Raw genomic sequence first — 23,092 nt, 5'->3', positions numbered from 1 at the left:
TAGGAAATCATCATGAAAATCAAAACAACGCTAACCGCTTTAAGTTTACTTTCTGTTGTCGCCTTCGGCGCATCAGCAGCACAATCAGTCGATGCTGCTCAAGCTAGCAAAATGACGGATTTGGGTGCGATTAGTGTTAGCGGCATTACTGGCGCACCTTCTGATATTGAGCAGGCAATTGCCGATAAAGCAGACAGCAAAGGCGCGACTGCTTACAAAGTCATTGGCATTAATGATGACAATGGCTGGCACGCAACAGCTAAGATTTACAAATAAGATTATGCGCTAAGCATGAAAGTAAATGCCCCGCTCGTAGGGGCATACTTTCCAGCATGATGGTTTATTCAATCTGTTGAAACATTCATTTCCAGCATATTGAATAGAGTATCGATTGAAAAAAGTTGGTGAATTACATCAGCACCGCAACAGAATAATCCCTCGTCGTCTATCCGACGAACCCTTTTACCCCCGCTATGCGGGGGATTTTTTTATCCGGCTTATTCCTGAGATTGAGCTTCGCACTCTGCTTTTTGGCTCAAGGTATTCAATAACTTGTCATGGATCCCGCCGAAACCGCCATTACTCATCACCAGAATGTGATCCCCTGGTTGCGCTGTTTTGACAACCATATCAACTAACGTATCAATATCAGCACTCCAATGCGCTGGCTGAATACAGGCTTCGGCAACTTCGACCACTTGCCAAGGAATATGCTGCGGCTGGAACAGGAACACTTCATCAGCTCGGCCCAATGAAGGCGCCAGTTCGTTTTTACACATCCCTAATTTCATGGTGTTAGAACGCGGTTCTAATACAGCCAAAATTCGTGCAGTTCTACCCACTTTGCTGCGCAGGGCCGCCAGTGTCGCGAGAATTGCCGTGGGGTGATGAGCAAAATCATCATAAACCGTGACCCCATGAGCTTCACCGCGTAATTCTAATCGGCGGCGCGCATTAATAAAATCACCCAGCGCCCGACAAGCATCTGCTGGTAACACGCCGACATGCCGGGCGGCGGCAATGGCCATCAAACCATTATGCATATTATGCTCGCCCACCAATGACCAGCTGACCTCGCCCACTAACTCATTGTCGAGGAACACTTCATAGACACTGGCATCTACCGCAACTTTACGTGCAAACCAACTGCCCGTTTCGCCCACCATTTCTTGTTCGCTCCAGCAGCCCATTGCCATCACTTGTTTCAAATGATTGTCATTATCCGGCACGATAATTTTGCCTGTCCCTGGAACTAAGCGCACCAAATGATGGAATTGCTTCTGGATCGCCTTAAGATCATCAAAGATATCAGCATGATCGAACTCGAGGTTATTCATGACCAAAGTTCTTGGGCTGTAGTGAACAAATTTAGAGCGCTTATCAAAGAAGGCGCAATCATATTCATCCGCTTCAATAACAAAGAATGGGCTATTACCTAAACGGGCGGAGACATCGAAATTACCCGGCACGCCACCAATGACAAAACCGGGTTCATAACCGCAAGCTTCCAGTATCCAGGTCACCATCCCGGCAGTGGTGGTTTTACCGTGAGTACCGGCGATGGCCAATACCCAGCGCTCCGGCAACACATGATCATGCAGCCATTGTGGGCCAGAAGTATAAGGAATACCTCGTTCCAATACCGCTTCAACACAGGGATTTCCGCGAGTCATGGCATTGCCGATGATGACGAGATCTGGAGCAGGATCCAGTTGAGTCGGAGAGTATCCCTGGATCAAGTTGATCCCTTGATTCTCCAGCAATGTGCTCATCGGTGGATACACGTTAGCATCCGACCCCGTCACTTCATGACCTAATGAGCGAGCAAGCATAGCCAAGCCGCCCATAAAAGTGCCGCAGATACCTAATATGTGAATGCGCATAAATTTTCCGTATTAATAAGCTTCGAGTTTGTCACCATTCTACCGCTCAGAATCAAAGAGAAGAAATGGAATTGCCTATGAATCATTCTCACCTTTGGGCTACACTGCTGCCATTAAGTGAGTTGTTCGTTAATAAATCGATATTTAACCGTAGATTCAGGGATTGTGTCATGAAAACGTTAGGCGAATTCATCGTTGAGAAGCAGCTAGATTTCTCTCACGCCACCGGCGAATTAACTGCATTACTTTCAGCAATCAAACTCGGCGCAAAAATCATTCATCGCGACATCAACAAAGCAGGTCTGGTTGATATTTTAGGTGCCAGTGGTGTTTCAAATATTCAGGGCGAAGACCAGATGAAACTGGACTTGTTTGCCAATGAAAAATTGAAAGCAGCCCTAAAAGCGCGTGGCGAAGTGGCCGGTATCGCTTCCGAAGAAGAAGATGACATTGTTATCTTTGATGGTGGCCGCGCAGAAAATGCCAAATATGTGGTTCTGATGGACCCACTGGATGGTTCTTCAAATATTGACGTGAATGTGTCCGTCGGTACTATTTTCTCTATCTATCGTCGCATCACACCATTTGGTACACCGATTACTGAAGCTGACTTCCTGCAACCGGGCACCAAACAAGTTGCCGCAGGTTATGTGGTATACGGTTCTTCAACCATGTTGGTGTATACCACCGGTTATGGCGTTCATACTTTCACTTATGATCCGTCGTTGGGTGTTTTCTGTTTATCCGGCGAAAAAGTACGCTACCCCGCAACCGGTTGCATGTATTCCATCAACGAGGGGAACTACATTAAATTCCCGCTGGGTGTGAAGAAATACATCAAATATTGCCAGGAGCAGGATGAAGCCACTCACCGCCCTTATACCTCGCGCTATATTGGCTCATTGGTCGCTGACTTCCATCGCAACCTATTGAAAGGCGGGATTTATATTTATCCAAGCACCGCCAGCCATCCGCAAGGGAAACTGCGTTTGCTGTACGAATGCAATCCAATGGCGTTCCTGGCAGAACAAGCCGGCGGGAAAGCCACCGATGGGGTTAACCGCATTCTGGATATCGTGCCGGAGAAACTGCATCAGCGCGCACCTTTCTTCGTCGGGACTAAATCTATGGTGGAAGATGCCGAAGGCTTTATCGCCAAATTCCCGGATGAAGAAGCTCAGTAATATCATAAAAGCCACCTATTGGGTGGCTTGATATTTACGTTTTGTATCCGAGAACAGCGGCCACTAAGCCGCTGTTTTTTTATGCTACAACCGCCAGCTCATCACCCTGTAATTTAAATACCGCCATACTGGCTGACAATGCATCAGCTTGCTCCTCCAATGAACGCGTCGCCGCAGCGGCCTGTTCAACCAATGTCGCGTTCTGCTGCGCAACCTGATCCATTTGAGCAATTGCCACATTCACTTGTTCAATACCGCTACTTTGCTCATAAGAAGCTGCTGATATCTCGCGCATCAATGCCGTCACGCGACTGACTTCATCAGCAATCTCATGCATAGTTTTCCCTGCGGATTCAGCCATATCCGCGCCTTCCCGCACACGATTTTGCGATTCAATAATCAAATCTTTAATTTCTTTTGCTGATTGCGCACTGCGCTGTGCCAGGTTACGGACTTCGCCCGCGACCACCGCAAAACCACGGCCCTGCTCACCGGCTCTGGCTGCTTCAACCGCCGCATTAAGCGCCAGAATGTTAGTCTGAAACGCAATGCCGTCAATGACGGCAATAATATCGGAGATGCGGCGCGAACTGGTGGTAATTGCCTGCATTTTATCAACCACATGGCTGACGACTTTGCTGCCTTTATTGGCGATGTCCGACACACTCATCGCCAAGCGATTAGCCTGATCTGAGTTTTCAGCATTCATTTTCACTGTCGAGGTCAGTTGCTCCATACTGGCCGCAGTCTGTTCTAATGAAGATGCTGATTCTTCCGTTCGTTCAGCTAAATGGGTGTTACCTGCGGCTAACTCCCGCGAACCCACCCCAATTTGCCCACCAACATCACGAACATTACTGACCGACACCACCAGCGATTGCTGCATGGTTTCCAGTGCTCTTGCTAGCCGAGCCAATTCCGTGTTGCCTTCACTGTTAATACTGTGGGTTAAATCACCAGCGGCTATATATTCCAACTGGTGAATTGATTGCTCCAATGGCCGCAAAATAATGTATTTAAGCGCAAACCAGGCCAGTACCGCAGAAACTAAGGTAATTATCCCCGCAACCACAATGATCGTCAGTTTGATGTTGGCGGCACTATTGGCTTTATCAATTTGTAGACGGCCGGCATTCTGCGCATAACTGCGAAAGGCCACGACATCATTATTAAAAGCTTTACTGATAGCAGTAATGCTCTTTTCCAGCACCTCATAATACTCATCCGCATAGCCCGCTTTAATAGCAGCGAGCATGGGATTCACGCCCTTATCTACATAATCTTTATAGCTTTTCTGGATATTAGTCGCCAGTGTCTGTCCATCTCCCCGCTCAGATACTGCGCTAATAAAATGGGCCATCTCCTTTTGTGATAATGCCAATGACTCTTCGGCCTGCTTTGCCGTTTCTAATGATTCATCAATTAGCCCAATTTCTAACTGATGGATTGCCAGCGCGGCTTCAGTTCTGGCGCTTAATGTGGCGTTGAAGCTATTCGATAGCGCTCCCAGTTCCTCCCCCTGGATTTGATTGATAGCTTGCAATGCGCGTGAGCTTTCTCGAATTGAATTTACGCCAATGATACTAACAATTAATAAAATCAATGACATAATGCTTAACTGAGCAATAAGCCCATTTTTAATGGTAATCTTTTTTAACATCGGTTTTTTCCGGTTATATGCAAATGGTTAAGATTACAAAGTATTAGCAGTACAGAGGACGGTCTTATTGTTTGATTAAGTTATCGGCGGTCACAGAGTCGTCTTGAACTATCACCGGAAAAACAGCTTAAAATAGATACATTTAGCTAATGACGGGATTTTATCTCAATGAAATAGCCCTGATTCAGGCAATCTCACCGCCATCAAGCAATGAAAAGGACAGGAATTCAGATAAGACTTGGCTATAATAGCCAGCACTCCATTTCTGGTTTGATAAAAGGAAACCGACATGAGCTTGAACGACGTACCTGCAGGTAAAGACCTGCCAGAAGATATCTATGTTGTGATCGAAATCCCTGCCAATGCAGATCCGATCAAATATGAAATCGATAAAGAGACTGGCTCTCTGTTTGTAGACCGCTTCATGTCTACAGCTATGTTTTATCCGTGCAACTACGGCTACATCAACAACACCTTGTCATTAGATGGTGACCCGGTTGATGTGCTGGTGCCAACGCCGTATCCGTTGCAGCCAGGTGCAGTGATTCGTTGCCGCCCAGTTGGCGTGTTGAAAATGACTGACGAAGCGGGCGAAGATGCCAAGCTGGTTGCGGTTCCGCACAGCAAACTGACCAAAGAATATGATCACATTAAAGACGTGCAAGATCTGCCAGAGCTGCTGAAAGCTCAGATCAAACATTTCTTTGAGCATTACAAAGATCTGGAAACTGGCAAGTGGGTAAAAGTTGACGGTTGGGAAGATGCCGCCGCAGCTAAAGCTGAGATCTTGTCTTCTTTCGAGCGTGCGAAGAAGTAACTCTCTGTTTTACATTGAAAAAAGCACATGGCAAAAAAGGCACCTTCTGAAAAGGTGCCTTTTGAGTGAACAGCAAAAAACACCGCCATTGCGCGGTGTTTTTATTTTTCTTTATGTGGATATCTAACTTTGTGGCTTTTCATTTTCGTCATTGCGCTTGAGCCAATCACCACTGTAAATGCGCGGTAACCCTTCAATCGGTAAACGATAAAGATATATCCAAGCACTGCCGTAAGGCGTTTGGATCAACTCACGCCGATAATCCTTGGTATTACTTTTTAGTTCATCTAACTCATTCATAATAGACGAGTTAATCCGATAAACTTCACAATGCACAGTGCCGTCTCCGGGAACAACTGCCGGATAATGACCTAAATTGTACATATCAAAGCCTTCAAGGTCATGTTCGCCCAATAACTGGGCGTCCGTCATCCAGTGACTATTACCTTGCTTGCGCCGTAAACTACCGTAGACAATAATTCGCATTGTTAGAACTCAAACTGATAAAGCACATCTAATGCCTGATCAATACCAGACACCGCTTCCAGATACAACCTTGGCATCAACCGATAACGTAATGTTAACGTAGCCAGCGAATCAAATATACCTACACCGTATTTTACTTGTAGGTCTTTGGTGACATAGCCACTCACCACCACTTGTGAGCTATCGCCAACTCCTTGAGTGTCCAGCGCCAGGTTACTGACACCAAATGCCTCGCCGATTTTACCCACCAGTTTACCACTTTGCGCTACGCCCATGCCGACCAGCATTGAGGTCATCATGCCGCTGTCAGCCCCGGAATTGCCCAAGCCCTGCCCACGTAACAGATAGGATAATGCTTCTTGCTGCGACATCGCCGGGTCTGAGAATATTTCTAGCCGTGGTGAATCCGCCATGCCGGTCACCCGCACGCCCGCTGTTACGCCGTTGGCGGTCGCATCAGGGTTACGAATTGCCTCAATATTGAGTAACGGCTGATCCGGCGGCCCGGAGAACAGCAATATCCCTTTGTTAACAATCAAGTCTTGGCCATAAGCGCGGAAGCTGCCGGATGGGATATTAATCTGCCCATTCAGCCCTAACCCGCGCTGATCCTGCACCATTTTTAAATTGCCCTGTAAACGCGCTTTCAGGCCAAATGCATTCAGACGAACATCATTACCCACCCGAATCACCAGATTACTGTTAATCGGAATACTGGCTGAGCGCGGTGAAATTGGCTTCAAATCATTATTGAGCATCACTTCATCAGGCGAGACGCCGACCGCGCTTTCCGGCACTTCTTGCACGGTAATGCGCGCCCACGGGATATCAACCGAGCCATTGAGAGTAAACAGTTGCGGCGTGGCTTCAAAAACAATATCCGGCGAAACATCAATCCGCACCATCGGTGGGACAGTGACCCGCAACTTATCGCCTTTCGCCGCAATTCTGGCCCGCCAGGCATTAATATCACGCCAGTCGGCATCGCCAGAGAGATTAAGCTGCCCCTGAGAGGTGCGAATCAACCCCTCCAGTGTCGAGGTCATCCCGTCGAAATTCATCGCCAGACGCCCTTCAGTGATATCAAATGGCATCCAGCTACCATCGACATCCACGTTATCCAGCGCCAGACGGCCAAAGACTAACGGGCTTTTCGCATTGCCGCCCAAACGGAGGTTGGCGTTTAGTGTCCCAGCGGCTTTTTCACCGTCACTCAGAATCGGGTTAATCATTGCTAGCGAGAAATTACTGATAGCAATGTTACCGGATAAATTACGCCGCCCTTCCGGGTCAGCCACCTGCACCTGCCCGGAGAATTGACCATTATTCACCAGTTTAATCAACCAGTCGGCCCGCACCTGCCCATTCGCCAAACCGCCATTCAGATTCAGGGTTTCAAAAGCAATTGGCAGCGGGTTGCCCTGCACCGTTTGCTGGACTTTGACGCCATTCCCACTGAGTGACACCCGCACATCCGGCAAGCTGCCACCTGCCTTCCAGCTCACATCAGCCCGCCCGCTGAACACGCCACTCATGGTGGTATCTGGGCCAAGGAAAGGTTTTATCATGGCTAAATCAAAGCGATTCAGTACCACCGCCGCCTGCCCACTCGGGCCGGCTTCAATTGCGCGCGGCACACAAAGCTCGGCATTCGGGTTAAGCCAACAATGTGGCCCGATGGTGACCCGCTCGAGGGTGTTTTGGTAATCCAATGCAATAGCACGGCTTAAGCGCCATTCACCGACCGGTGTATCAAAGCGCGTATTATTCAGCGTTCCACGCCAGCGCTCTTGCTGCCGGTCGAAGCTTCCCTCCAACGCCAACTGCCCGGAAACCGGCTCGCCCTGCATATTGAGGCGTAACTGATGCTGTTTTTCACTGCCACGAGCATCCAACGTCAGGAGGCTGACCAGCAAGTCAGCTTGCTTGAGTTGCTCGACTCTGATGGCCAACTGGCCCTGAATTTGATCTGTCGAGCGAACATCGCCATCAATTTTGACCCGGTTAATGGTCAATTCTTGCCATTGCAGACGATTCGCCGTGAGATCCGCCAATAACTGCGGCGCTTTCAGGTTCCCGCGTAATTTCAGCGTCCCTTTAACCACACCGCCCAACCCCGGCAACGCGCCATCCAGTTGTGGCGCATCGACATTGGCATCAAGCAGCCAGTTATCATTCAGGTCGCCTTTGACATCCAGCTTATTGCGCCCTAATGCCAGATTGATGCCCGGAATATGCCACTGACCCGCTGCATTGCCGGTCAATGAACCGCGCGCAGTGACGCGATTTTGTTTTACATTGCCGTCCAGTGTTAGCTCCGGCACCTGTAATTGCCAGCTACCGCCGTGGAGACTGCCGCGCGTCACAATCTTGCCATCCAGTTTTGCTGGCCATTCCGGCCACTGTTTGGCGGTATTAATGCCCGATAAAGTTAATACCGAGTTCCAACTGATCGCTTTGCTCCAATCCACCACCCCGGTCAGGTCAGAATTACCTTGCAGTGCCGCCAGACGTAAACGTGTCAGATTGAATTGCTCGACATTCCCTTTGCCATCCAAAGTGAAAATCGCGGGCGGCAAGTCGGTTCCTTTAAAATCCGAGCGAATGGAGAGCGCATAATCTGTCGCCGCCCCATTGAAGCGCATTCTAAGATTATCGAGTTGAAACTGAGGTTCGCCGCTCAGTGGCCAATGCAATTGCTTGCTTTGCAGAGTGAGTGCCATTGGCAAACCCGCCTGCGCCAACGCGGTTTCGGCCTCTAGTTGCGCACTGACCGGGCCGGACAAATTAAGCGCGACCTTGAGTTGATCACGTAGTGCGCCGCCCACAGTCAGCTTCACTTTCTCGCCTTTCAGTGGCTCAATATTCAACCCACTATTGATGGTCATACTCAGCGGCCACTTATCCGCCAGTGTCGCCTCACCTTGGGCGGACAATGTCCCCTGCGGCGATTTTATATCTAGCGTATTCAGTATGATGCGATTTTCTTGGGTACTGGCTTGCAGTAAAACATGGGTGATAAGCACATCGGTATCACCGGTCAGCCGGAGCTGTTGCCCTGAAATTTCTTTAATCTGTAAATCCAGCGGCAGCCGGAAGTCCGGCAAATCGGGCAATAACGGCTTGGCAAACAATTCTTTTAAGGTGTCGCCCAGCGGAGTTTCAGGTAGTGCGGGAGCCGCGGCCTGTTGCTCAACCGCTTCTTTGACGGCGATGGCGGTTTCAACTGCAGGTTTAGCGGCATCAGGGACAATAGCGGGCACGGTTTTCGGCAATGCTATCAATAACCCACTGATTTTAGTCGGCATCAAATCTAACGCCCGTTGCTGCCAATGTGCGCCCGAGCGAAATTCATCCAGTGAAATCGCGGTGTCATCAATAGTCACTTTGACATTATTCAGCGATAGCAAACGTAAAGTTATGGGATACGGGGTACTCAGTTCGCCCATCGGCTCAGTGCTGGCCGGGGTTTCTGCCGCCGGCGGCATGGCTTTGGTATCCACCACCACATCCACATCTTGTGCGGTCAGCGCATTGACGCACAGTTCACTGCGTTTCAAGCATGAAAGCTGTAAAGACAGATGAAGCTGCCCGGTTTTCACACTGACACCCGGCATTTGGTACTGAATACCTTTGAGTGTCAGGTCACGCCAGCCCCCACTGACACTGGCTATATCCAAGCCAGGTACCCAACGCGCGGCGCTGTTGATCAAAAAATGCAAACCGCTGGTGGTGCCGAGTAAGCCCGCCACAGTTCCGACCAACAGCAGGATAATGAGCAGAAACGCAATACTAAGTCTCTTTACCCACCTCAGTCTCTTTACCGGCATCGGTTTCTCTACCGGCACCTGTTCCTCTATCTGCGTCGGTTCTTTTATCTGAGTCATAGTTCAGGCCCCAAACCGATATAAAATTGCACGCCACGTGCTTCGTTGTCACCAATAGGTTTCGCGATATCCAGCTTAATCGGGCCAACCGGGGAAGCCCAGCGCACCCCGACCCCGGCACCGGTTTTTAAATTACTCTTGCGAATATCATTTACCGCTTCACCGGTATCGACGAATACCGCCCCCCACCAGCGGCCGGTGACGTTATATTGATATTCGAGGGAGCCGGTGGCTAATTTAGAGGCACCGGTTAACTTACCTTCACTGTCGCGCGGAGAAACATCACGGAATTTATAGCCGCGAATGCTGCGGTCCCCACCGGCGAAGAAGCGTAATGACGGCGGCACGCGGTCAAAGTTATTGGTTTCAATCCAGCCCAAATTGCCGCGCACGACAAAACGGTTTTTCTCACCCAAGGTGCGTATCCACACGTTTTGCGCCTGGAAGATGCCGAAATCAACATCAGACCCCCAAGTGGTATCAGACCAATCAATGGAATAGCGCTGGCTATCACCCCAGACCGGCATTGCTCCACCGCGCTGGCGGGTGCGGTTAATGCTCACCCCCGGATACAGCAGCATGGTGGTGTCCGTCACACTGCCCTGAGTAAAGTGATCCAGACTCCAGCGCAAGTTGATTGCCCGCTGCCAACCACTGGATAAATCCCAGAAGCGGGCGACGTTAAGGGTGGTGGTATCTGATTCGGTGTCATTCAGATCCGTGCGTCTAAACCCGCCCTGCAACAGGTAATATTGTTCAAGCGGGTTTTTTAACAGCGGGATTCGATAGCTGAAATCCAGCGTCTGCTCAGGAGCCGAGAGAGTGGTGCTGGTGGTGAGGCTGTGGCCGTAGGAGTTCACCCAAGGTTTACGCCAACTGGCGGTCAAACGCGGGCCGATATCAGTAGCATAACCGCCCCCCAACTCAACGGTATTCTCTGTTCGTGGCGTCACGACTGCATCGAGCGGCAAAGTTCTGGTTTTTTTCGCATCGCGGAAATCGGGTGAGACGACCACGGAGTTAAACCAGTTAGTCGCAGAAAGACGGCGGTTCAGTTCAGCCAGATCATCTGCGGAATACAATTGCCCCTCATGAAATGGCACTAAATTTTGCAGAAAATCCTCGCGGATTTGTGAGCCTTGGAAGATAACTTTACCGAAGCGATAGCGCTCGCCGCTGTCGAAATCAATATCCCAGAAAGCTTGGCGCAGTTCTGCGGCAACACCTAACTGGCTTTTGATCATATTGGCATCGAAATAACCCCGGCGTAATGCCAGACCGGTCAATGAACTTTTGAAATTATCAAAAGCGCCATGATTAAGAACCGAGCCAATTTTGGGCGTATCGCGGCGCACCAGTGCCAAATAGTCGGGATCTGTTTTCGCCCCGCCTTGCAGCACAATATCCACACCAGCAATCAAGACTGGCTCTCCGGGAACCACGGTGACGACTAAAACGGAGCGCGCGGGTGCTGGGCGCTGTTGTAAATCAAAAGTGATGGTGGGGTCGTAATAACCCAAAGCCCGTAGCCCTTGGCGAATGGCTTCATCCACCCGCGAGCGAAAACGCCCATCAGCCGTGATTTCATCAGTGCCAATTGTGGATAAACGCGCCCTGACGTTTCTCTCTAAATCCCCGCTAAGGCCCTCTACCTGCAACCGAACATTGGCCGCATAGGCGATGGGTGTGGCGAGCAATACACACAAAAAACATAGAATAGGGTATCGTGGCACGCGCACTCCTAGTGAATTGTACTTTCCTATAAAAAACGATCTTACGGGCATGTAAAAAAGTGGCATCAAACGCACTATACTCTAAATAATTCGAGTTGCAGGAAGGCGGCAAACGAGAGAAACCCGATGAGCTTACTGTTTTGTAAGTGATTCGGGTGATTGAACGTAGCCAACGCACATGCAGCTTGAAGTATGACGAGTATATTATCCCGCGTACAAAGACCGATTAAAGCCTGTTTCCCCTAAAACTCCACCTTAAGCCGCTACATTAACGTGGAATGGGTCTTATTGTGTGCAAACTCGCAATCAGATACAACTGTCTATAACCATTCACTGTAAACATCTTGTTAGTTATTTACTGTAAACTTTGGACTAACTGTAAACATTGGAGCCTATTGTGGTGCAAAATTTTGATAAAACTACCGTCATTGATGTGGCAAATGCTTTACCGGGGCGACTGACACCAATGCCAGTGGCAACTCTCCATGTGGTTAATGGGCACTCCATGACGCATGTACCTGAAAATAGTGAAGTTGCTATCTTCGCCATGGGCTGTTTCTGGGGTGTCGAGCGCCTATTTTGGCAGCAACCGGGCGTTTATAGTACCGCTGCGGGCTACAGTGGTGGATATACCCCAAACCCAACTTATCATGAAGTGTGCAGCGGGCACACCGCCCATGCCGAAGTCGTGCGCGTTGTTTTTGACCCCGCCGTGATTAGCTATAAGCAACTATTACAGATTTTCTGGGAAAATCACGATCCCGCTCAAGGAATGCGCCAGGGGGGAGATGTCGGAACTCAATATCGTTCAGCCATTTACGTGCTGACACCCGAGCAGGAAGTGCAAGCGCAAGAGAGCAAAGCACTGTTCCAGCAAGCCATGGAAAAAGCCGGTGACCGCCGGATGATTACCAGTGACATCACTGCCGCCCTGCCGTTTTACTATGCTGAAGATGACCATCAGCAGTATTTATACAAAAATCCGCAGGGATATTGCGGCCTGGGCGGCATTGGCGTTTGTATGCCACCTAATTTGTAAGGCTGGCGGTGCTCTCGTCGCAACTGCTAACCCTAATGACTTGGCGTTGCAGGTAGGCAACAAGTGAATAAATCCCGATGAGCTGACACGGGTCAGTGATTCGGGTGACAAATCGGTCAGGAACCGATTTGAACGCTGCTTGCAGCGGCCTCGCAGAGGCGAGGCCCATGGACGGGCCGAGTAACGAACGTAGCTAACACCGCTGCAACTTAAAGTAAGACGGGTTATACTACTTCAGGCTGTTTACTCAGCCCGATAGCGGCTTTCTGCCGTCATCTTGAATTCAACATTGAACTCATTGAATTAACCCAATAAAACAGTATGGCCCTTCCTTACGAGCGCCGGCGCTATCGTCGGTACGACACGGACAGATTATGTTAAACAGTATTTTACTGATTCTATTTTTAATCGCAGTGAGTGCCTTTTTCTCGTTATCCGAGATTTCACTGGCAGCATCGCGAAAAATTAAATTAAAACTTCTGGCAGATGAAGGCGATATCAACGCCTTACGGGTACTTAAATTACAAGAGACTCCGGGGATTTTCTTCACCGTGGTGCAGATTGGGCTGAATGCCGTTGCTATCCTCGGCGGTATTGTCGGTGATGCCGCATTCTCCCCTTCTTTCAAAGTGATATTCGAACGCGTTATGTCGCCGGAGCTGGCTGATCAAGTCAGCTTTATCTGCTCATTTGTGCTGGTGACCAGCTTATTTATCTTGTTTGCAGATTTAACCCCGAAGCGCATCGGTATGATTTCACCTGAAGCGGTTGCCGTTCGTATCGTCAACCCGATGCGCTTCTGCATAATGATTTGTCGCCCATTAGTTTGGTTCTTCAATGGGATGGCGAATCTGATCTTCCGCCTATTCAAGCTGCCAATGGTTCGCAATGATGACATCACATCGGATGATATCTACGCCGTGGTAGAGGCTGGTGCATTGGCGGGGGTATTACGCAAACAAGAGCACGAGCTGATTGAAAACGTCTTTGAGCTGGAATCTCGCACCGTCCCCTCTTCCATGACATCCCGCGAAAGTGTGATTTATTTTGATCTGCGGGAAAGTGAAGACAGCATCAAAGAAAAGATTTCGACCCATCCGCATTCAAAATTTTTGGTCTGTGATGGTCATATTGATCAAGTGGTAGGTTATGTTGACTCTAAAGACTTACTGAACCGGGTATTGGGCAACCAAAGCTTGGTACTCAGCAGTGGGGTGCAAATCCGCTCGGCGTTGATTGTGCCGGACACACTGACACTCTCTGAAGCCCTGGAAAGCTTTAAAACGGCGGGTGAAGACTTCGCAGTTATTCTCAACGAATATGCTTTGGTCGTAGGGATAATTACTCTGAATGACGTAATGACCACGCTGATGGGCGATTTAGTCGGCCAAGGGCAAGAAGAACAGATTGTGGCCCGTGATGAAAACTCGTGGCTGATTGAGGGCGGCACCCCAATTGAAGATGTCATGCGCGTTCTGCATATTGATGAATTCCCGCAATCCGGCAATTATGAAACCATCGGCGGCTTTATGATGTATATGCTGCGCAAAATTCCCAAGCGCACCGATTTCGTCAAGTATGCCGGTTACAAGTTTGAAGTGGTGGACATTGATAGCTACAAAATCGACCAGTTGTTAGTGACCAGATTCAGTGACCAGCCGACCCCCATATTGCCAAAAGCGCCACATGAAAGCAGCGATGCATAGCCGGCCAACTAACCAAAATCGTGATTCCTGAAAACATTAGCGGCCCCTAATTAGGGGCCGCAATTAATTCTGTACGGACTGATGTCATACCCAAAGTTATTGGAGCTACAGCTAGGCAGCAAGCGAATAAACCCCGATGAGCTTACCCAAGTAAGTGATTCGGGTGAGTGAGTGCCGCTAACAACGCTGTGACTTCAAGAAAGAAGGGTATCTGTTTGTAGGCGCATCACTTGCCGGTTAACTTCCGACATCACCTCAAAATGGCGTTTATCCCTAACTTTCGGGATTAAAATTTTGCCCTTATCAAACTCAAAAGCCCCCATATCCTTGATATACAACCGGCCACGAAACAGTGTTTTGACATACATCGCGATTTTTGCCGGATTGTAACGTTGGAAGATCCTCATTGTTTTACTTTCCTCCCATAGCACTGATACGCACCCTTTGGCGCCTTAGCGACCAAGTGAGCAGGTAGCGTAAGATAATTGCAGAGTAATAGACCTAGAGTATCGTGTTAAGTTCCCGCAAAACCAGTCATTAATGCTGGACTTACACAATATTACAGTGTTATTGAGAGAAAGTGAGAGTTTGTAACAGAATAACCATCTAGTTACTGTCAGAAATAATTATTTTAGACAAACAGGACAGACCTCTGATCTGCACCTATTATTGGGTAGCTTGCCTGTTTACAGGAATAAGCACCGACATGATTCATAATAGCCATAAGATCCCAAAGGACATCCCATGATAAAAAATAGCCTGCTTATACTGTCGCTGCTGTTAACCCCCTTTATGGCTAGCGCGCTCACCATCCAAGTTGGCCAGCGGGTTCCGCCGGTGGGTGTCAGCGATAAAGGCGAATTAAATTACGATAAGGCTACTGATCAGTTTAGCTATAAAAACTGGAATAGCGCGCAATTGCCCGGAAAAGTGCGAGTTGTCCAGCATATTGCAGGCCGCACATCAGCAAAAGAACTGAATGCGCCGTTAGTGGAAGCTATCAAGCACGCTAATCTGCCACACGAACATTACCAAACGACGACAATCGTCAATACCGATGACGCTATCTTCGGTACCGCGGTGTTTGTGCGTAATAGCATCGAAACCAATAAGCGGGAATTCCCCTGGTCGCAGTTTGTAGTCGACAGCACCGGGAATGTCAAAAAGGCTTGGGGTTTAGCAGAGAAAGGCTCGGCTATTGTGGTACTGGATCAGCAAGGAAATGTTAAATTTTTCAAAGACGGCGCGCTGCCCCCCACCGAAGTGCAGCAGGTCATCGACCAACTGCACCAGCTCGTAAAACAAGAGAACTAGAATAAAGACACCCGAAAGCCGGGGTTCAGGAAAGATTCACGGGGGGTATAAGACAGTGGTTTACCCTGCCAATCGTGAACCTGTGCCCCAGCGGCCATAGCAACAACATGTCCGGCCGCAGTATCCCATATATTCGTTGGCCCGAAGCGGGGGTATAATTGTGCTTTTCCTTCGGCTACCAAACAAAACTTGAGTGATGAGCCGACAGATACCGTCTGATGCTCGCCCAATTGTGCCAAATAATCTTCCAGTTCGGCATCACTGTGGGAGCGGCTGACCACCACCAGCGGCGGGACGGCATCGCGCACCTCAATCTGCATGCGCCGACCACACTCTTCTTTCCACGCCTGACCGTTTTCCGCGCTGTACATCACCTCGGTCACCGGGGCGTAGACTACTCCCAGCACCGGCACCCCTTGGTCAATCAAGGCGATATTGACGGTAAACTCGCCATTACGGTTTAGGAATTCCTTGGTACCATCCAGTGGGTCAACTAACCAATAGCGCTGCCAGTGCTGCCGCACCGCCCAAGTCGGGGGATCTTCTTCCGATAACAGCGGGATATCGGGGGTCAATGCCGCTAACCCGGCTTTGATAATCTGGTGAGCCGCTAGATCCGCCGCCGTGACGGGAGAATCATCCTTTTTGTGGGCCACATCCAGGGGCTTCTCGCCCTGATAGACCGCCATAATCGCCACGCCTGCCTCGCGGGCCAGTTGGCAAATTTGCTCTAACATCATCCACCCCTTGGTATTATGAGTCATGTCGAATATTGATAGTGATGCTTAAATCAATAAGGGTTCCTGTAAGGTCTCACTCTATATTCATTTTAGAACGTAAAACTAAAATAAAAATTAATCATGACAAAGCCGAGCACCCCTTTGGCAGACTAATAATTTTCCAGCCAAATAGCCACCTTTGCAGGATAAGGCCCAATGAGATCAGGGGAATTAACCTGCTGCAACTGTGAGCATCTCGGCGTTATCCGAAACCATTTTCTGCCAAACTTCACACTTTGCTATGACGACCTATTAAATTTACATATTCTTTTGCGATACAGGTCGAATTGTTTTGTTAATGGAAAAGACACAATGGAGAAAGCCATGTTTAAACGTCCACTGACGTTATCCCTCCTTGCCAGCCTGATTGCTGTCGCAACCTCAACCGCGCAAGCCGCTACTGTTGATTTGCGAGTACTGGAAACCACCGACCTGCACAGCAATATGATGGATTTTGATTACTACAAAGATAAACCTACCGAGAAATTTGGTCTGGTTCGCACCGCGAGCCTTATTGAAGCCGCTCGCCAACAAGCCACTAACAGTGTGCTGGTGGATAATGGCGATCTCATTCAGGGCAGCCCTCTGGGCGATTATATGGCCGCCAAAGGGCTAAAGGCCGGTGAGATTCACCCTGTTTATAAGGCGATGAATACACTGGACTATACCGTGGGTAACATCGGCAACCATGAATTTAATTATGGTCTGGATTACCTAAAAAAATCACTGGCGGGGGCCAAATTCCCCTATGTGAATGCCAACGTCATTGATGTCAAAACCGGTAAACCGCTGTTTCAGCCCTATTTAATTGTCGACACCCCGGTCAAAGATCGCGACGGGAAAAGCCATAATCTGCGTATCGGCTATATTGGCTTCGTGCCCCCGCAAGTGATGATATGGGATAAAGCCAATCTCACCGGCAAAGTCACCGTCGATGACATCACCGAAACCGCCAAAAAGTGGGTGCCGGAAATGCGCCAGCAAGGTGCCGATTTAGTGGTCGCCATCCCCCACTCCGGCCTCTCCAGTGACCCCTATAAAACCATGGCGGAAAACTCGGTTTATTACCTCAGCCAGGTGCCGGGAATTGATGCCATTATGTTTGGTCATGCCCATGCTGTCTTCCCAAGCAAAGATTTTGCCGCTATCAAAGGGGCGGATATCGCGCAAGGGACACTCAACGGTATTCCGGCAGTGATGCCCGGTCAGTGGGGTGACCATCTTGGCGTGGTTGATTTTGTGTTGAATAATGACCAAGGCCAATGGCAAGTGACTCAAGCCAAAGCCGAAGCTCGCCCTATCTTTGATAAAGCCACACAAAAATCATTAGCCGCCGAAAATACAAACCTGGTCAAGGTGTTAGCTGCCGATCACCAAGGCACCCGCGATTTTGTCAGCCAGCCGATTGGCACAGCCTCGGATAATATGTACAGCTATTTGTCACTGATCCAAGACGATCCGACAGTACAAATTGTCAATAATGCCCAACGCGCCTATACCGAACACTTTATTCAGGGCGATCCTGATTTAGCTGATTTACCGGTGCTTTCTGCCGCCGCCCCCTTTAAAGCCGGTGGCCGTAAGAATGACCCAGCCAGTTTTGTCGAAGTGGAAAAAGGCGAACTGACTTTCCGCAATGCCGCCGATTTGTACCTTTACCCGAACACCTTAGTGGTGGTCAAAGCCAGTGGCGCGGACGTCAAGCAGTGGCTGGAGTGCTCTGCCGCGCAATTTAATCAAATTGATGTCAACAGCAGCAAGCCGCAATCGCTGATTAATTGGGACGGTTTCCGCACTTATAATTTCGATGTTATCGACGGAGTTAACTATGAAATTGATGTCAGCCAACCTGCCCGCTATGACGGCGAGTGTGCGCTGATTAATGACAAAGCCGAGCGCATCAAAAATCTGACTTTCAACGGCAAACCCATTGATCCAAAAGCGACTTTCCTGATTGCGACCAACAATTATCGCGCCTATAGCGGTAAGTTTTCCGGTACCGGTGATAGTCATATCGCGTTCGCCTCACCGGATGAAAACCGCGCGGTTCTATCAGCTTATATCAGTGCGGAAACCAAAAAACAGGGGCAAGTGACCCCGCAAGCAGATAACAACTGGCGTCTGGCGACTCTTGAGAGTCAGCATCCGCTGGATATCCGCTTTGAAACCTCGCCAAGTGCCAAAGCCGCTGAATTTATTCAGCAAAAAGCACAATACCCAATGAAAGCAATGGGGACGGACGAGATTGGTTTTGAAGTGTATCAAATTGATTTACAGAAGAAATAACTGCTAGCAACAGCGCTTTACGGAGCGCTGTTGCTAGCTCGCTTACCTCTTTAGAGCTATATCGCGAACCATAACATGTATTTATTATGCATGTTATAGATATTTAATTACTCAATGAGGTGTCATCATGGATTACCGCAATCAGTCTCTGGGTGCTTTGGCTATCGCCATTCCACGGGCAACAAAATTATTTCGTCAGCATCAGTTGGATTTCTGCTGTGGTGGCAAGCAAACACTGTTACGAGCAGCCACTAAGCTAAATCTGGATATTGACGCGCTAGAGGCGCAGTTGAGCGCCTTGCAAACCGAGCTACAATCATCTGAAGATTGGCAGCAACAACCGCTGGCAAACATCATTGATTTTATTATCAGCCGCTATCACAACCGCCATCGCGAGCAACTGCCAGAATTGATTCTAATGGCTGAAAAGGTTGAGCGCGTTCATGGCGAAAAACCAGCATGTCCTCGGGGGGTGGCGGCCGAACTTAGCGCTATTTTAGAAGAACTTACCCAGCATATGTACAAAGAGGAGCAAATTCTGTTCCCGATGATCAAACGCGGTATGGGGTCACAAGCCGGTGGGCCAATATTTGTCATGGAAGCTGAGCATGATGCGGTAGGACAACAGTTAGAAGTGGTTAAACAACTGACACAAAATATGACGCCACCAGAGGGTGCCTGTAACACCTGGCGGGCGCTTTATACCGGTATCAATGAATTCATAACTGACCTGATGGAACATATTCATCTGGAAAATAATTTGCTGTTTCCCCGCGCACTGGATGGCGAATAACCTCACTGTAGATTACAGACCCGTTCAATAAACGCAAAAAGGGCGACATCATGTCGCCCTTTCTCATGCCATTCTCTGTCTAACTTACAGAATTTCCAGCAGTTCCACTTCAAACATCAATGCGCTGAATGGTGGGATAGTCGCACCAGCACCACGCTCGCCATAGGCCAGGTTATGTGGGATATACAGCTTCCACTTAGACCCAACTGGCATCATGGACAGAGCTTCAATCCAGCCGGGAATAACGCCGCTGACTGGGAACTCGGCTGGTTGGCCGCGCTCAACTGAGCTATCAAATACCGTGCCATCAACCAGGCGACCAGTATAGTGCACACGTACACGGTCTTGGCGAGATGGAATTGGGCCATCACCCGCCTGTAATACAGAGAATTGTAAGCCGGACTCGGTGGTGGTGACATCATCACGCTTGGCATTTTCTTCCAGGAATGTTTTCCCTTCTTCTACCAAAGCCTGTTGGCGTTCAACGCGAACTTTATCAGCTTTTTCATGCACTTCTTGCAATGCGCGATGTATTACATCAACAGGGACAGTCGGTGTATTCCCTTCCATCGCGTCACGCAAACCTGCCAACAATGCTTCTGGCAATAAACCTTCCAGCCCGGACTCTTGCAATTGCTGCCCGATTTGTAAACCAATTCCGTAGCTCGCTTGCGCTTCAACGCTATCAAAAGAAGGGATTGTCATGGATTTTCCTTTAGTCACTAATCATGTCGAAGCCGCCAGCATAACAGCAGCAGGGGAGCGCGGTAAAATCTTGCTTCGTGAATGATGACTTTTATCGTAGAAAAAGAAACAATGGTAGCAAGCTAATGGGGAATATCCCCGTTTATACCCGTCATGCTTCAAGCAAGAAAGGTTATACTTAGAAGCCTATGGGTAAATTGCCCTTTTGTTATTTATGTTGTTGAAGAGAGGTCACCATGGGCAGAATCGCGCCCAGGAGAAGGAAAAACACTCGAGTTTATCAGCCATTGCTACACGCCTGGCTGAGTATCCGGCAGAAGGTATTGCCGGAGACTAAAAATGCTGATGATCAAAATCTGATGTCAGAAGTCAGTGTGTCTGAACACATTTCTCCTGCTGAGGATATCGCCTCGACTGAAAATAATGTGTCCCCGCAAACTGCCGCAGCAGTTGCACAGGAAAAAGGGATTAAAGGGCTGTTACTGAAAATCTGGCATTTACCGGACAGTTTTGAGTGGATGGAGCCGTTGCCTCTCTTTCACCGCCGCTGGGTCATTATTGCGACCACGGTATTACTGCTGGCACTGCTGTGGCCGGCTTCCCGTGATAATACCAATAACACCTTCCCGGTGAGTGCGCCGTCCACTGACGTGCCACTACAGGCCCAATTACAAGGTAATCTTGATGCTCCGCCACCTCCAACGGTGGCGTCTCCACAGATACCGCCGTTACAAGGGAACTGGCAGAGTTATCAAATTCAATCAGGAAAAACACTGGCGCAGTTGTTCCGCGATAATAACTTGCCGGTGAATGAAGTTTTTGCGATGGCGCAAGTTGAAGGGAATGATAAACCGCTCAGTAACCTCAAAGCCGGACAAGAAGTTAAAATCATGCTGGATGCAGAAGGCGTGGTGGCGGCGCTGGCCATTGAATCTACCAAAGCCATTGAATCTACCAAAGCCATTGAATCTACCAAAGCCATTGAATCTACCAAAGCCATTGAATCTACCAATAGTACGGAAGCGCTATTTACCCGGCAAAATGATGGCAGTTATCGTCGCGAACGTTAACCCCAGCCGCCCAGAACCACTTCTGTTTACCGCCTTATTTTCTTTGATAATGTTATCCCGCCGCTCCCGCAGTAGGTTGTTTATGGATGGTCCACACCATTCATAACACCAGCGAATACCCATACTTACAAGGGAGTGATTATGAAATATAAATTGCCTGTTTTATGGCTACTTTACGCCCCATTTAGCGCAGTGGCTCAGCACTGTCCGGCGATTAATACTATCCAACAAATAGGGTTATTTTATTCCGCCGAAGCCGACGGTGACGAGCAATGGACAGGCTCCTTGCAAGGGTCTATACCGCAAAACAAAACCGCGATTAAAGATTTCAGTGAGGCACTTTTAATTCTCAATAGTGAAAATGAGGAGGGAAACAGCGTCCATCAGGGGATATTTCAAAAGTGTATTTATAACTTGCAGGCCGAGGGTTGGCAGTTAGATATGTATTACGGGAATAAAACCTGGCCGGTCTCCATCAGTGGCAAGCCTCATTGGCAATATCAGCAGACGGCTTTTCTTGAAATTTACCACTGTTCAAAAGTGGCGGCTGAGGAGTGTCAGTTTGATATTTTGCCATCGGAATCAGCATCCTAACGGCCATTTACTCTTTACCAGAAAGCCAGACACTGTCAGAAAACAAAGCACCGCCAGAAAGCAAAACGCCAGCACAAGGCTGGCGTTTTAGCAGGTTAACAGCAGCGTAACTTACGCTTCTGCAACCACAATCACGTTCAGTTTAGCGAATACGTCGCTGTGTACCTGGAAGTGAACTTCATGCTCACCAGTGGTACGCAGAACGCCATTCGGCAAACGAACTTCGCTCTTGGCCACTTCAACGCCAGCTGCAGTTACAGCGTCTGCGATGTCGCGAGTACCGATAGAGCCGAACAGTTTGCCTTCATCGCCAGATTTAGAAGCGATAGTAACGCTAACCAGTTCGTTAATTTTAGCAGCGCGAGCTTCAGCAGCAGCCAGAACGCCAGCCAATTTGGCTTCCAATTCTGCACGGCGTGCTTCAAAGAACTCTACGTTTTTCTTAGTTGCCGGAACAGCTTTACCTTGTGGAACCAGGAAGTTACGAGCGTAGCCCGCTTTAACATTCACTTGGTCACCCAGGCTGCCCAGGTTTGCTACTTTATCAAGCAGAATAACTTGCATTACCTTATCCTCTCAAAGTCGTTAATGGACAGTGGCCGATTACTGATGACGATCAGTGTACGGCAACAAAGACAGGTAGCGTGCGCGCTTGATACAACGGGCGAGCTGACGCTGGTATTTTGCGCGAGTACCGGTAATACGGCTCGGGACAATTTTGCCACTTTCAGTGACATAATTTTTCAGCGTAGCGATATCTTTATAATCAATCTCTACAACGCCTTCCGCGGTAAAACGGCAGAACTTGCGACGACGGAAATAACGTGCCATTTGGCTAGTCTCCAGAATCTATAAATTCAATCTGCTCGGCATGCAGAACCAATTTGTTCAGCCCATTGCGACCTTGATGGCAGCTAATGAAGCCTTCAACGGTTAACTGACTGCCGACCGTTATGCTGTGAGTTAATGCTTGTGACTTTTGTCCGCTGACAATAACAGGCATTCTGCACCATGTTTGTCGGCTGAATCCGGCTTCCTGCTGTGTTGATCGGTGCTCAAGCACAAATTGACAATGCGGAATGCCAGAAGGACTGACTTTTCGAACCGGTGTCTTGCACACAGTGCCAGAGAGTACCAGACGATTAGTGGTCACCAC

The 23,092-nt window shown here is 48.9% G+C and carries 21 protein-coding genes; 10 read left to right on the top strand and 11 right to left on the bottom strand.

Going from position 1 to position 23,092, the window contains the following annotated elements; translation table 11 throughout:
- Positions 1 to 12: 12 nt before the first annotated feature.
- Positions 13 to 276, top strand: a complete 264-nt coding sequence (locus tag OVO64_RS12125; protein WP_038636847.1) for a YdgH/BhsA/McbA-like domain containing protein — start codon at positions 13 to 15, stop codon at positions 274 to 276.
- 221 nt (positions 277 to 497) lie between these two features.
- On the opposite strand, the gene mpl is transcribed toward OVO64_RS12125, so the two are convergent.
- A complete protein-coding gene (mpl, locus tag OVO64_RS12120) occupies positions 498 to 1,883 on the bottom strand; it encodes a UDP-N-acetylmuramate:L-alanyl-gamma-D-glutamyl-meso-diaminopimelate ligase (protein ID WP_267248797.1) in 1,386 nt (461 codons plus the stop codon).
- Positions 1,884 to 2,053: 170 nt separating this feature from the next.
- Here mpl and fbp point away from each other — a divergent pair, with 170 nt between their 5' ends.
- The gene (fbp, locus tag OVO64_RS12115; RefSeq protein WP_004389206.1) at positions 2,054 to 3,067 is read left to right on the top strand and encodes a class 1 fructose-bisphosphatase; all 1,014 of its coding nucleotides are present in this window, start codon (positions 2,054 to 2,056) and stop codon (positions 3,065 to 3,067) included.
- Between the two features lie 79 nt (positions 3,068 to 3,146).
- Here fbp and OVO64_RS12110 read toward each other — a convergent pair whose 3' ends face one another.
- The gene (locus OVO64_RS12110; protein ID WP_267248796.1) at positions 3,147 to 4,727 is read right to left on the bottom strand and encodes a methyl-accepting chemotaxis protein; all 1,581 of its coding nucleotides are present in this window, start codon (positions 4,725 to 4,727) and stop codon (positions 3,147 to 3,149) included.
- Between the two features lie 289 nt (positions 4,728 to 5,016).
- Between OVO64_RS12110 and ppa the strand changes: the two genes are divergently transcribed.
- Positions 5,017 to 5,544 (top strand): inorganic diphosphatase, encoded by a 528-nt coding sequence (gene ppa, locus OVO64_RS12105; RefSeq protein WP_038636859.1) that lies wholly within the window; start codon positions 5,017 to 5,019, stop codon positions 5,542 to 5,544.
- A 123-nt stretch (positions 5,545 to 5,667) separates the two neighbouring features.
- Here ppa and OVO64_RS12100 read toward each other — a convergent pair whose 3' ends face one another.
- From OVO64_RS12100 to tamA, 3 genes are all read right to left on the bottom strand, one after another.
- A complete protein-coding gene (locus OVO64_RS12100; RefSeq protein ID WP_038636863.1) occupies positions 5,668 to 6,030 on the bottom strand; it encodes a gamma-glutamylcyclotransferase family protein in 363 nt (120 codons plus the stop codon).
- 2 nt (positions 6,031 to 6,032) lie between these two features.
- Complete coding sequence (gene tamB, locus OVO64_RS12095; protein WP_145509883.1) at positions 6,033 to 9,845, bottom strand: autotransporter assembly complex protein TamB; 3,813 nt, start codon at positions 9,843 to 9,845, stop codon at positions 6,033 to 6,035.
- Positions 9,846 to 9,913: 68 nt separating this feature from the next.
- Positions 9,914 to 11,650: an autotransporter assembly complex protein TamA gene (gene tamA, locus OVO64_RS12090; RefSeq protein WP_038636870.1), complete on the bottom strand. Its 1,737-nt coding sequence runs from the start codon at positions 11,648 to 11,650 to the stop codon at positions 9,914 to 9,916.
- Positions 11,651 to 12,050: 400 nt separating this feature from the next.
- Here tamA and msrA point away from each other — a divergent pair, with 400 nt between their 5' ends.
- The gene (msrA, locus tag OVO64_RS12085; RefSeq protein WP_072103611.1) at positions 12,051 to 12,689 is read left to right on the top strand and encodes a peptide-methionine (S)-S-oxide reductase MsrA; all 639 of its coding nucleotides are present in this window, start codon (positions 12,051 to 12,053) and stop codon (positions 12,687 to 12,689) included.
- Between the two features lie 374 nt (positions 12,690 to 13,063).
- Positions 13,064 to 14,395 (top strand): hemolysin family protein, encoded by a 1,332-nt coding sequence (locus OVO64_RS12080; protein WP_038636876.1) that lies wholly within the window; start codon positions 13,064 to 13,066, stop codon positions 14,393 to 14,395.
- Between the two features lie 194 nt (positions 14,396 to 14,589).
- Here OVO64_RS12080 and OVO64_RS12075 read toward each other — a convergent pair whose 3' ends face one another.
- The gene (locus tag OVO64_RS12075) at positions 14,590 to 14,802 is read right to left on the bottom strand and encodes a DUF1107 domain-containing protein (protein WP_005175427.1); all 213 of its coding nucleotides are present in this window, start codon (positions 14,800 to 14,802) and stop codon (positions 14,590 to 14,592) included.
- A 337-nt stretch (positions 14,803 to 15,139) separates the two neighbouring features.
- Between OVO64_RS12075 and OVO64_RS12070 the strand changes: the two genes are divergently transcribed.
- Positions 15,140 to 15,709, top strand: a complete 570-nt coding sequence (locus OVO64_RS12070; RefSeq protein WP_038636882.1) for a YtfJ family protein — start codon at positions 15,140 to 15,142, stop codon at positions 15,707 to 15,709.
- Here OVO64_RS12070 and cysQ read toward each other — a convergent pair.
- Positions 15,706 to 16,446 carry a 3'(2'),5'-bisphosphate nucleotidase CysQ gene (cysQ, locus tag OVO64_RS12065; protein WP_038636884.1) on the bottom strand — a complete coding sequence of 247 codons (741 nt, stop codon included), beginning with the start codon at positions 16,444 to 16,446 and terminating at the stop codon, positions 15,706 to 15,708. The two genes, OVO64_RS12070 and cysQ, sit on opposite strands and share 4 nt — an antisense overlap.
- Before the next feature lie 354 nt (positions 16,447 to 16,800).
- Between cysQ and OVO64_RS12060 the strand changes: the two genes are divergently transcribed.
- Positions 16,801 to 18,774, top strand: coding sequence for a bifunctional 2',3'-cyclic-nucleotide 2'-phosphodiesterase/3'-nucleotidase (locus tag OVO64_RS12060; protein WP_038636888.1), 1,974 nt, complete (start codon positions 16,801 to 16,803; stop codon positions 18,772 to 18,774).
- Between the two features lie 127 nt (positions 18,775 to 18,901).
- The gene (gene ytfE / locus OVO64_RS12055) at positions 18,902 to 19,567 is read left to right on the top strand and encodes an iron-sulfur cluster repair protein YtfE (protein WP_038636891.1); all 666 of its coding nucleotides are present in this window, start codon (positions 18,902 to 18,904) and stop codon (positions 19,565 to 19,567) included.
- An 84-nt stretch (positions 19,568 to 19,651) separates the two neighbouring features.
- Here the strand turns inward: ytfE and OVO64_RS12050 are convergent, their stop codons facing one another.
- Positions 19,652 to 20,272, bottom strand: a complete 621-nt coding sequence (locus OVO64_RS12050) for a peptidylprolyl isomerase (protein ID WP_038636897.1) — start codon at positions 20,270 to 20,272, stop codon at positions 19,652 to 19,654.
- A gap of 236 nt (positions 20,273 to 20,508) precedes the next feature.
- On the opposite strand from OVO64_RS12050, the gene OVO64_RS12045 reads away from it, so the two are divergent.
- Together OVO64_RS12045 and OVO64_RS12040 are read left to right on the top strand one after the other, a co-directional pair.
- Entirely contained in the window at positions 20,509 to 21,342 is an 834-nt protein-coding gene (locus OVO64_RS12045) for an OapA family protein (RefSeq protein WP_145509864.1), read from the top strand.
- Positions 21,343 to 21,483: 141 nt separating this feature from the next.
- Positions 21,484 to 21,936 carry a DUF3757 domain-containing protein gene (locus tag OVO64_RS12040; RefSeq protein ID WP_038636903.1) on the top strand — a complete coding sequence of 151 codons (453 nt, stop codon included), beginning with the start codon at positions 21,484 to 21,486 and terminating at the stop codon, positions 21,934 to 21,936.
- Positions 21,937 to 22,047: 111 nt separating this feature from the next.
- Here the strand turns inward: OVO64_RS12040 and rplI are convergent, their stop codons facing one another.
- The 3 genes from rplI to priB are packed head-to-tail and all read right to left on the bottom strand — an operon-like array spanning position 22,048 to position 23,092.
- Positions 22,048 to 22,500 carry a 50S ribosomal protein L9 gene (gene rplI, locus OVO64_RS12035; protein ID WP_038636905.1) on the bottom strand — a complete coding sequence of 151 codons (453 nt, stop codon included), beginning with the start codon at positions 22,498 to 22,500 and terminating at the stop codon, positions 22,048 to 22,050.
- A 39-nt stretch (positions 22,501 to 22,539) separates the two neighbouring features.
- On the bottom strand, positions 22,540 to 22,767 hold the full coding sequence (rpsR, locus tag OVO64_RS12030) for a 30S ribosomal protein S18 (protein ID WP_004392491.1): 228 nt from the start codon (positions 22,765 to 22,767) through the stop codon (positions 22,540 to 22,542).
- 4 nt (positions 22,768 to 22,771) lie between these two features.
- Positions 22,772 to 23,092, bottom strand: a complete 321-nt coding sequence (gene priB / locus OVO64_RS12025) for a primosomal replication protein N (RefSeq protein ID WP_049613473.1) — start codon at positions 23,090 to 23,092, stop codon at positions 22,772 to 22,774.

The organism is Yersinia sp. Marseille-Q5920, from assembly GCF_946902935.1.
Lineage (GTDB): Bacteria > Pseudomonadota > Gammaproteobacteria > Enterobacterales > Enterobacteriaceae > Yersinia > Yersinia rochesterensis.
This window is presented reverse-complemented; position numbering and strand designations above follow the sequence as displayed.

Coding starts and splice junctions, on each gene's coding strand:
- OVO64_RS12075 (WP_005175427.1), bottom strand. CDS start 14,802: ATGAGGATCTTCCAACGTTACAATCCGGCAAAAATCGCGATGTATGTC.
- OVO64_RS12040 (WP_038636903.1), top strand. CDS start 21,484: ATGAAATATAAATTGCCTGTTTTATGGCTACTTTACGCCCCATTTAGC.
- OVO64_RS12070 (WP_038636882.1), top strand. CDS start 15,140: ATGATAAAAAATAGCCTGCTTATACTGTCGCTGCTGTTAACCCCCTTT.
- OVO64_RS12080 (WP_038636876.1), top strand. CDS start 13,064: ATGTTAAACAGTATTTTACTGATTCTATTTTTAATCGCAGTGAGTGCC.
- fbp (WP_004389206.1), top strand. CDS start 2,054: ATGAAAACGTTAGGCGAATTCATCGTTGAGAAGCAGCTAGATTTCTCT.
- OVO64_RS12060 (WP_038636888.1), top strand. CDS start 16,801: ATGGAGAAAGCCATGTTTAAACGTCCACTGACGTTATCCCTCCTTGCC.
- ppa (WP_038636859.1), top strand. CDS start 5,017: ATGAGCTTGAACGACGTACCTGCAGGTAAAGACCTGCCAGAAGATATC.
- OVO64_RS12045 (WP_145509864.1), top strand. CDS start 20,509: ATGGGCAGAATCGCGCCCAGGAGAAGGAAAAACACTCGAGTTTATCAG.
- ytfE (WP_038636891.1), top strand. CDS start 18,902: ATGGATTACCGCAATCAGTCTCTGGGTGCTTTGGCTATCGCCATTCCA.
- rplI (WP_038636905.1), bottom strand. CDS start 22,500: ATGCAAGTTATTCTGCTTGATAAAGTAGCAAACCTGGGCAGCCTGGGT.
- OVO64_RS12100 (WP_038636863.1), bottom strand. CDS start 6,030: ATGCGAATTATTGTCTACGGTAGTTTACGGCGCAAGCAAGGTAATAGT.
- OVO64_RS12110 (WP_267248796.1), bottom strand. CDS start 4,727: ATGTTAAAAAAGATTACCATTAAAAATGGGCTTATTGCTCAGTTAAGC.
- rpsR (WP_004392491.1), bottom strand. CDS start 22,767: ATGGCACGTTATTTCCGTCGTCGCAAGTTCTGCCGTTTTACCGCGGAA.
- cysQ (WP_038636884.1), bottom strand. CDS start 16,446: ATGTTAGAGCAAATTTGCCAACTGGCCCGCGAGGCAGGCGTGGCGATT.
- OVO64_RS12125 (WP_038636847.1), top strand. CDS start 13: ATGAAAATCAAAACAACGCTAACCGCTTTAAGTTTACTTTCTGTTGTC.
- mpl (WP_267248797.1), bottom strand. CDS start 1,883: ATGCGCATTCACATATTAGGTATCTGCGGCACTTTTATGGGCGGCTTG.
- OVO64_RS12050 (WP_038636897.1), bottom strand. CDS start 20,272: ATGACAATCCCTTCTTTTGATAGCGTTGAAGCGCAAGCGAGCTACGGA.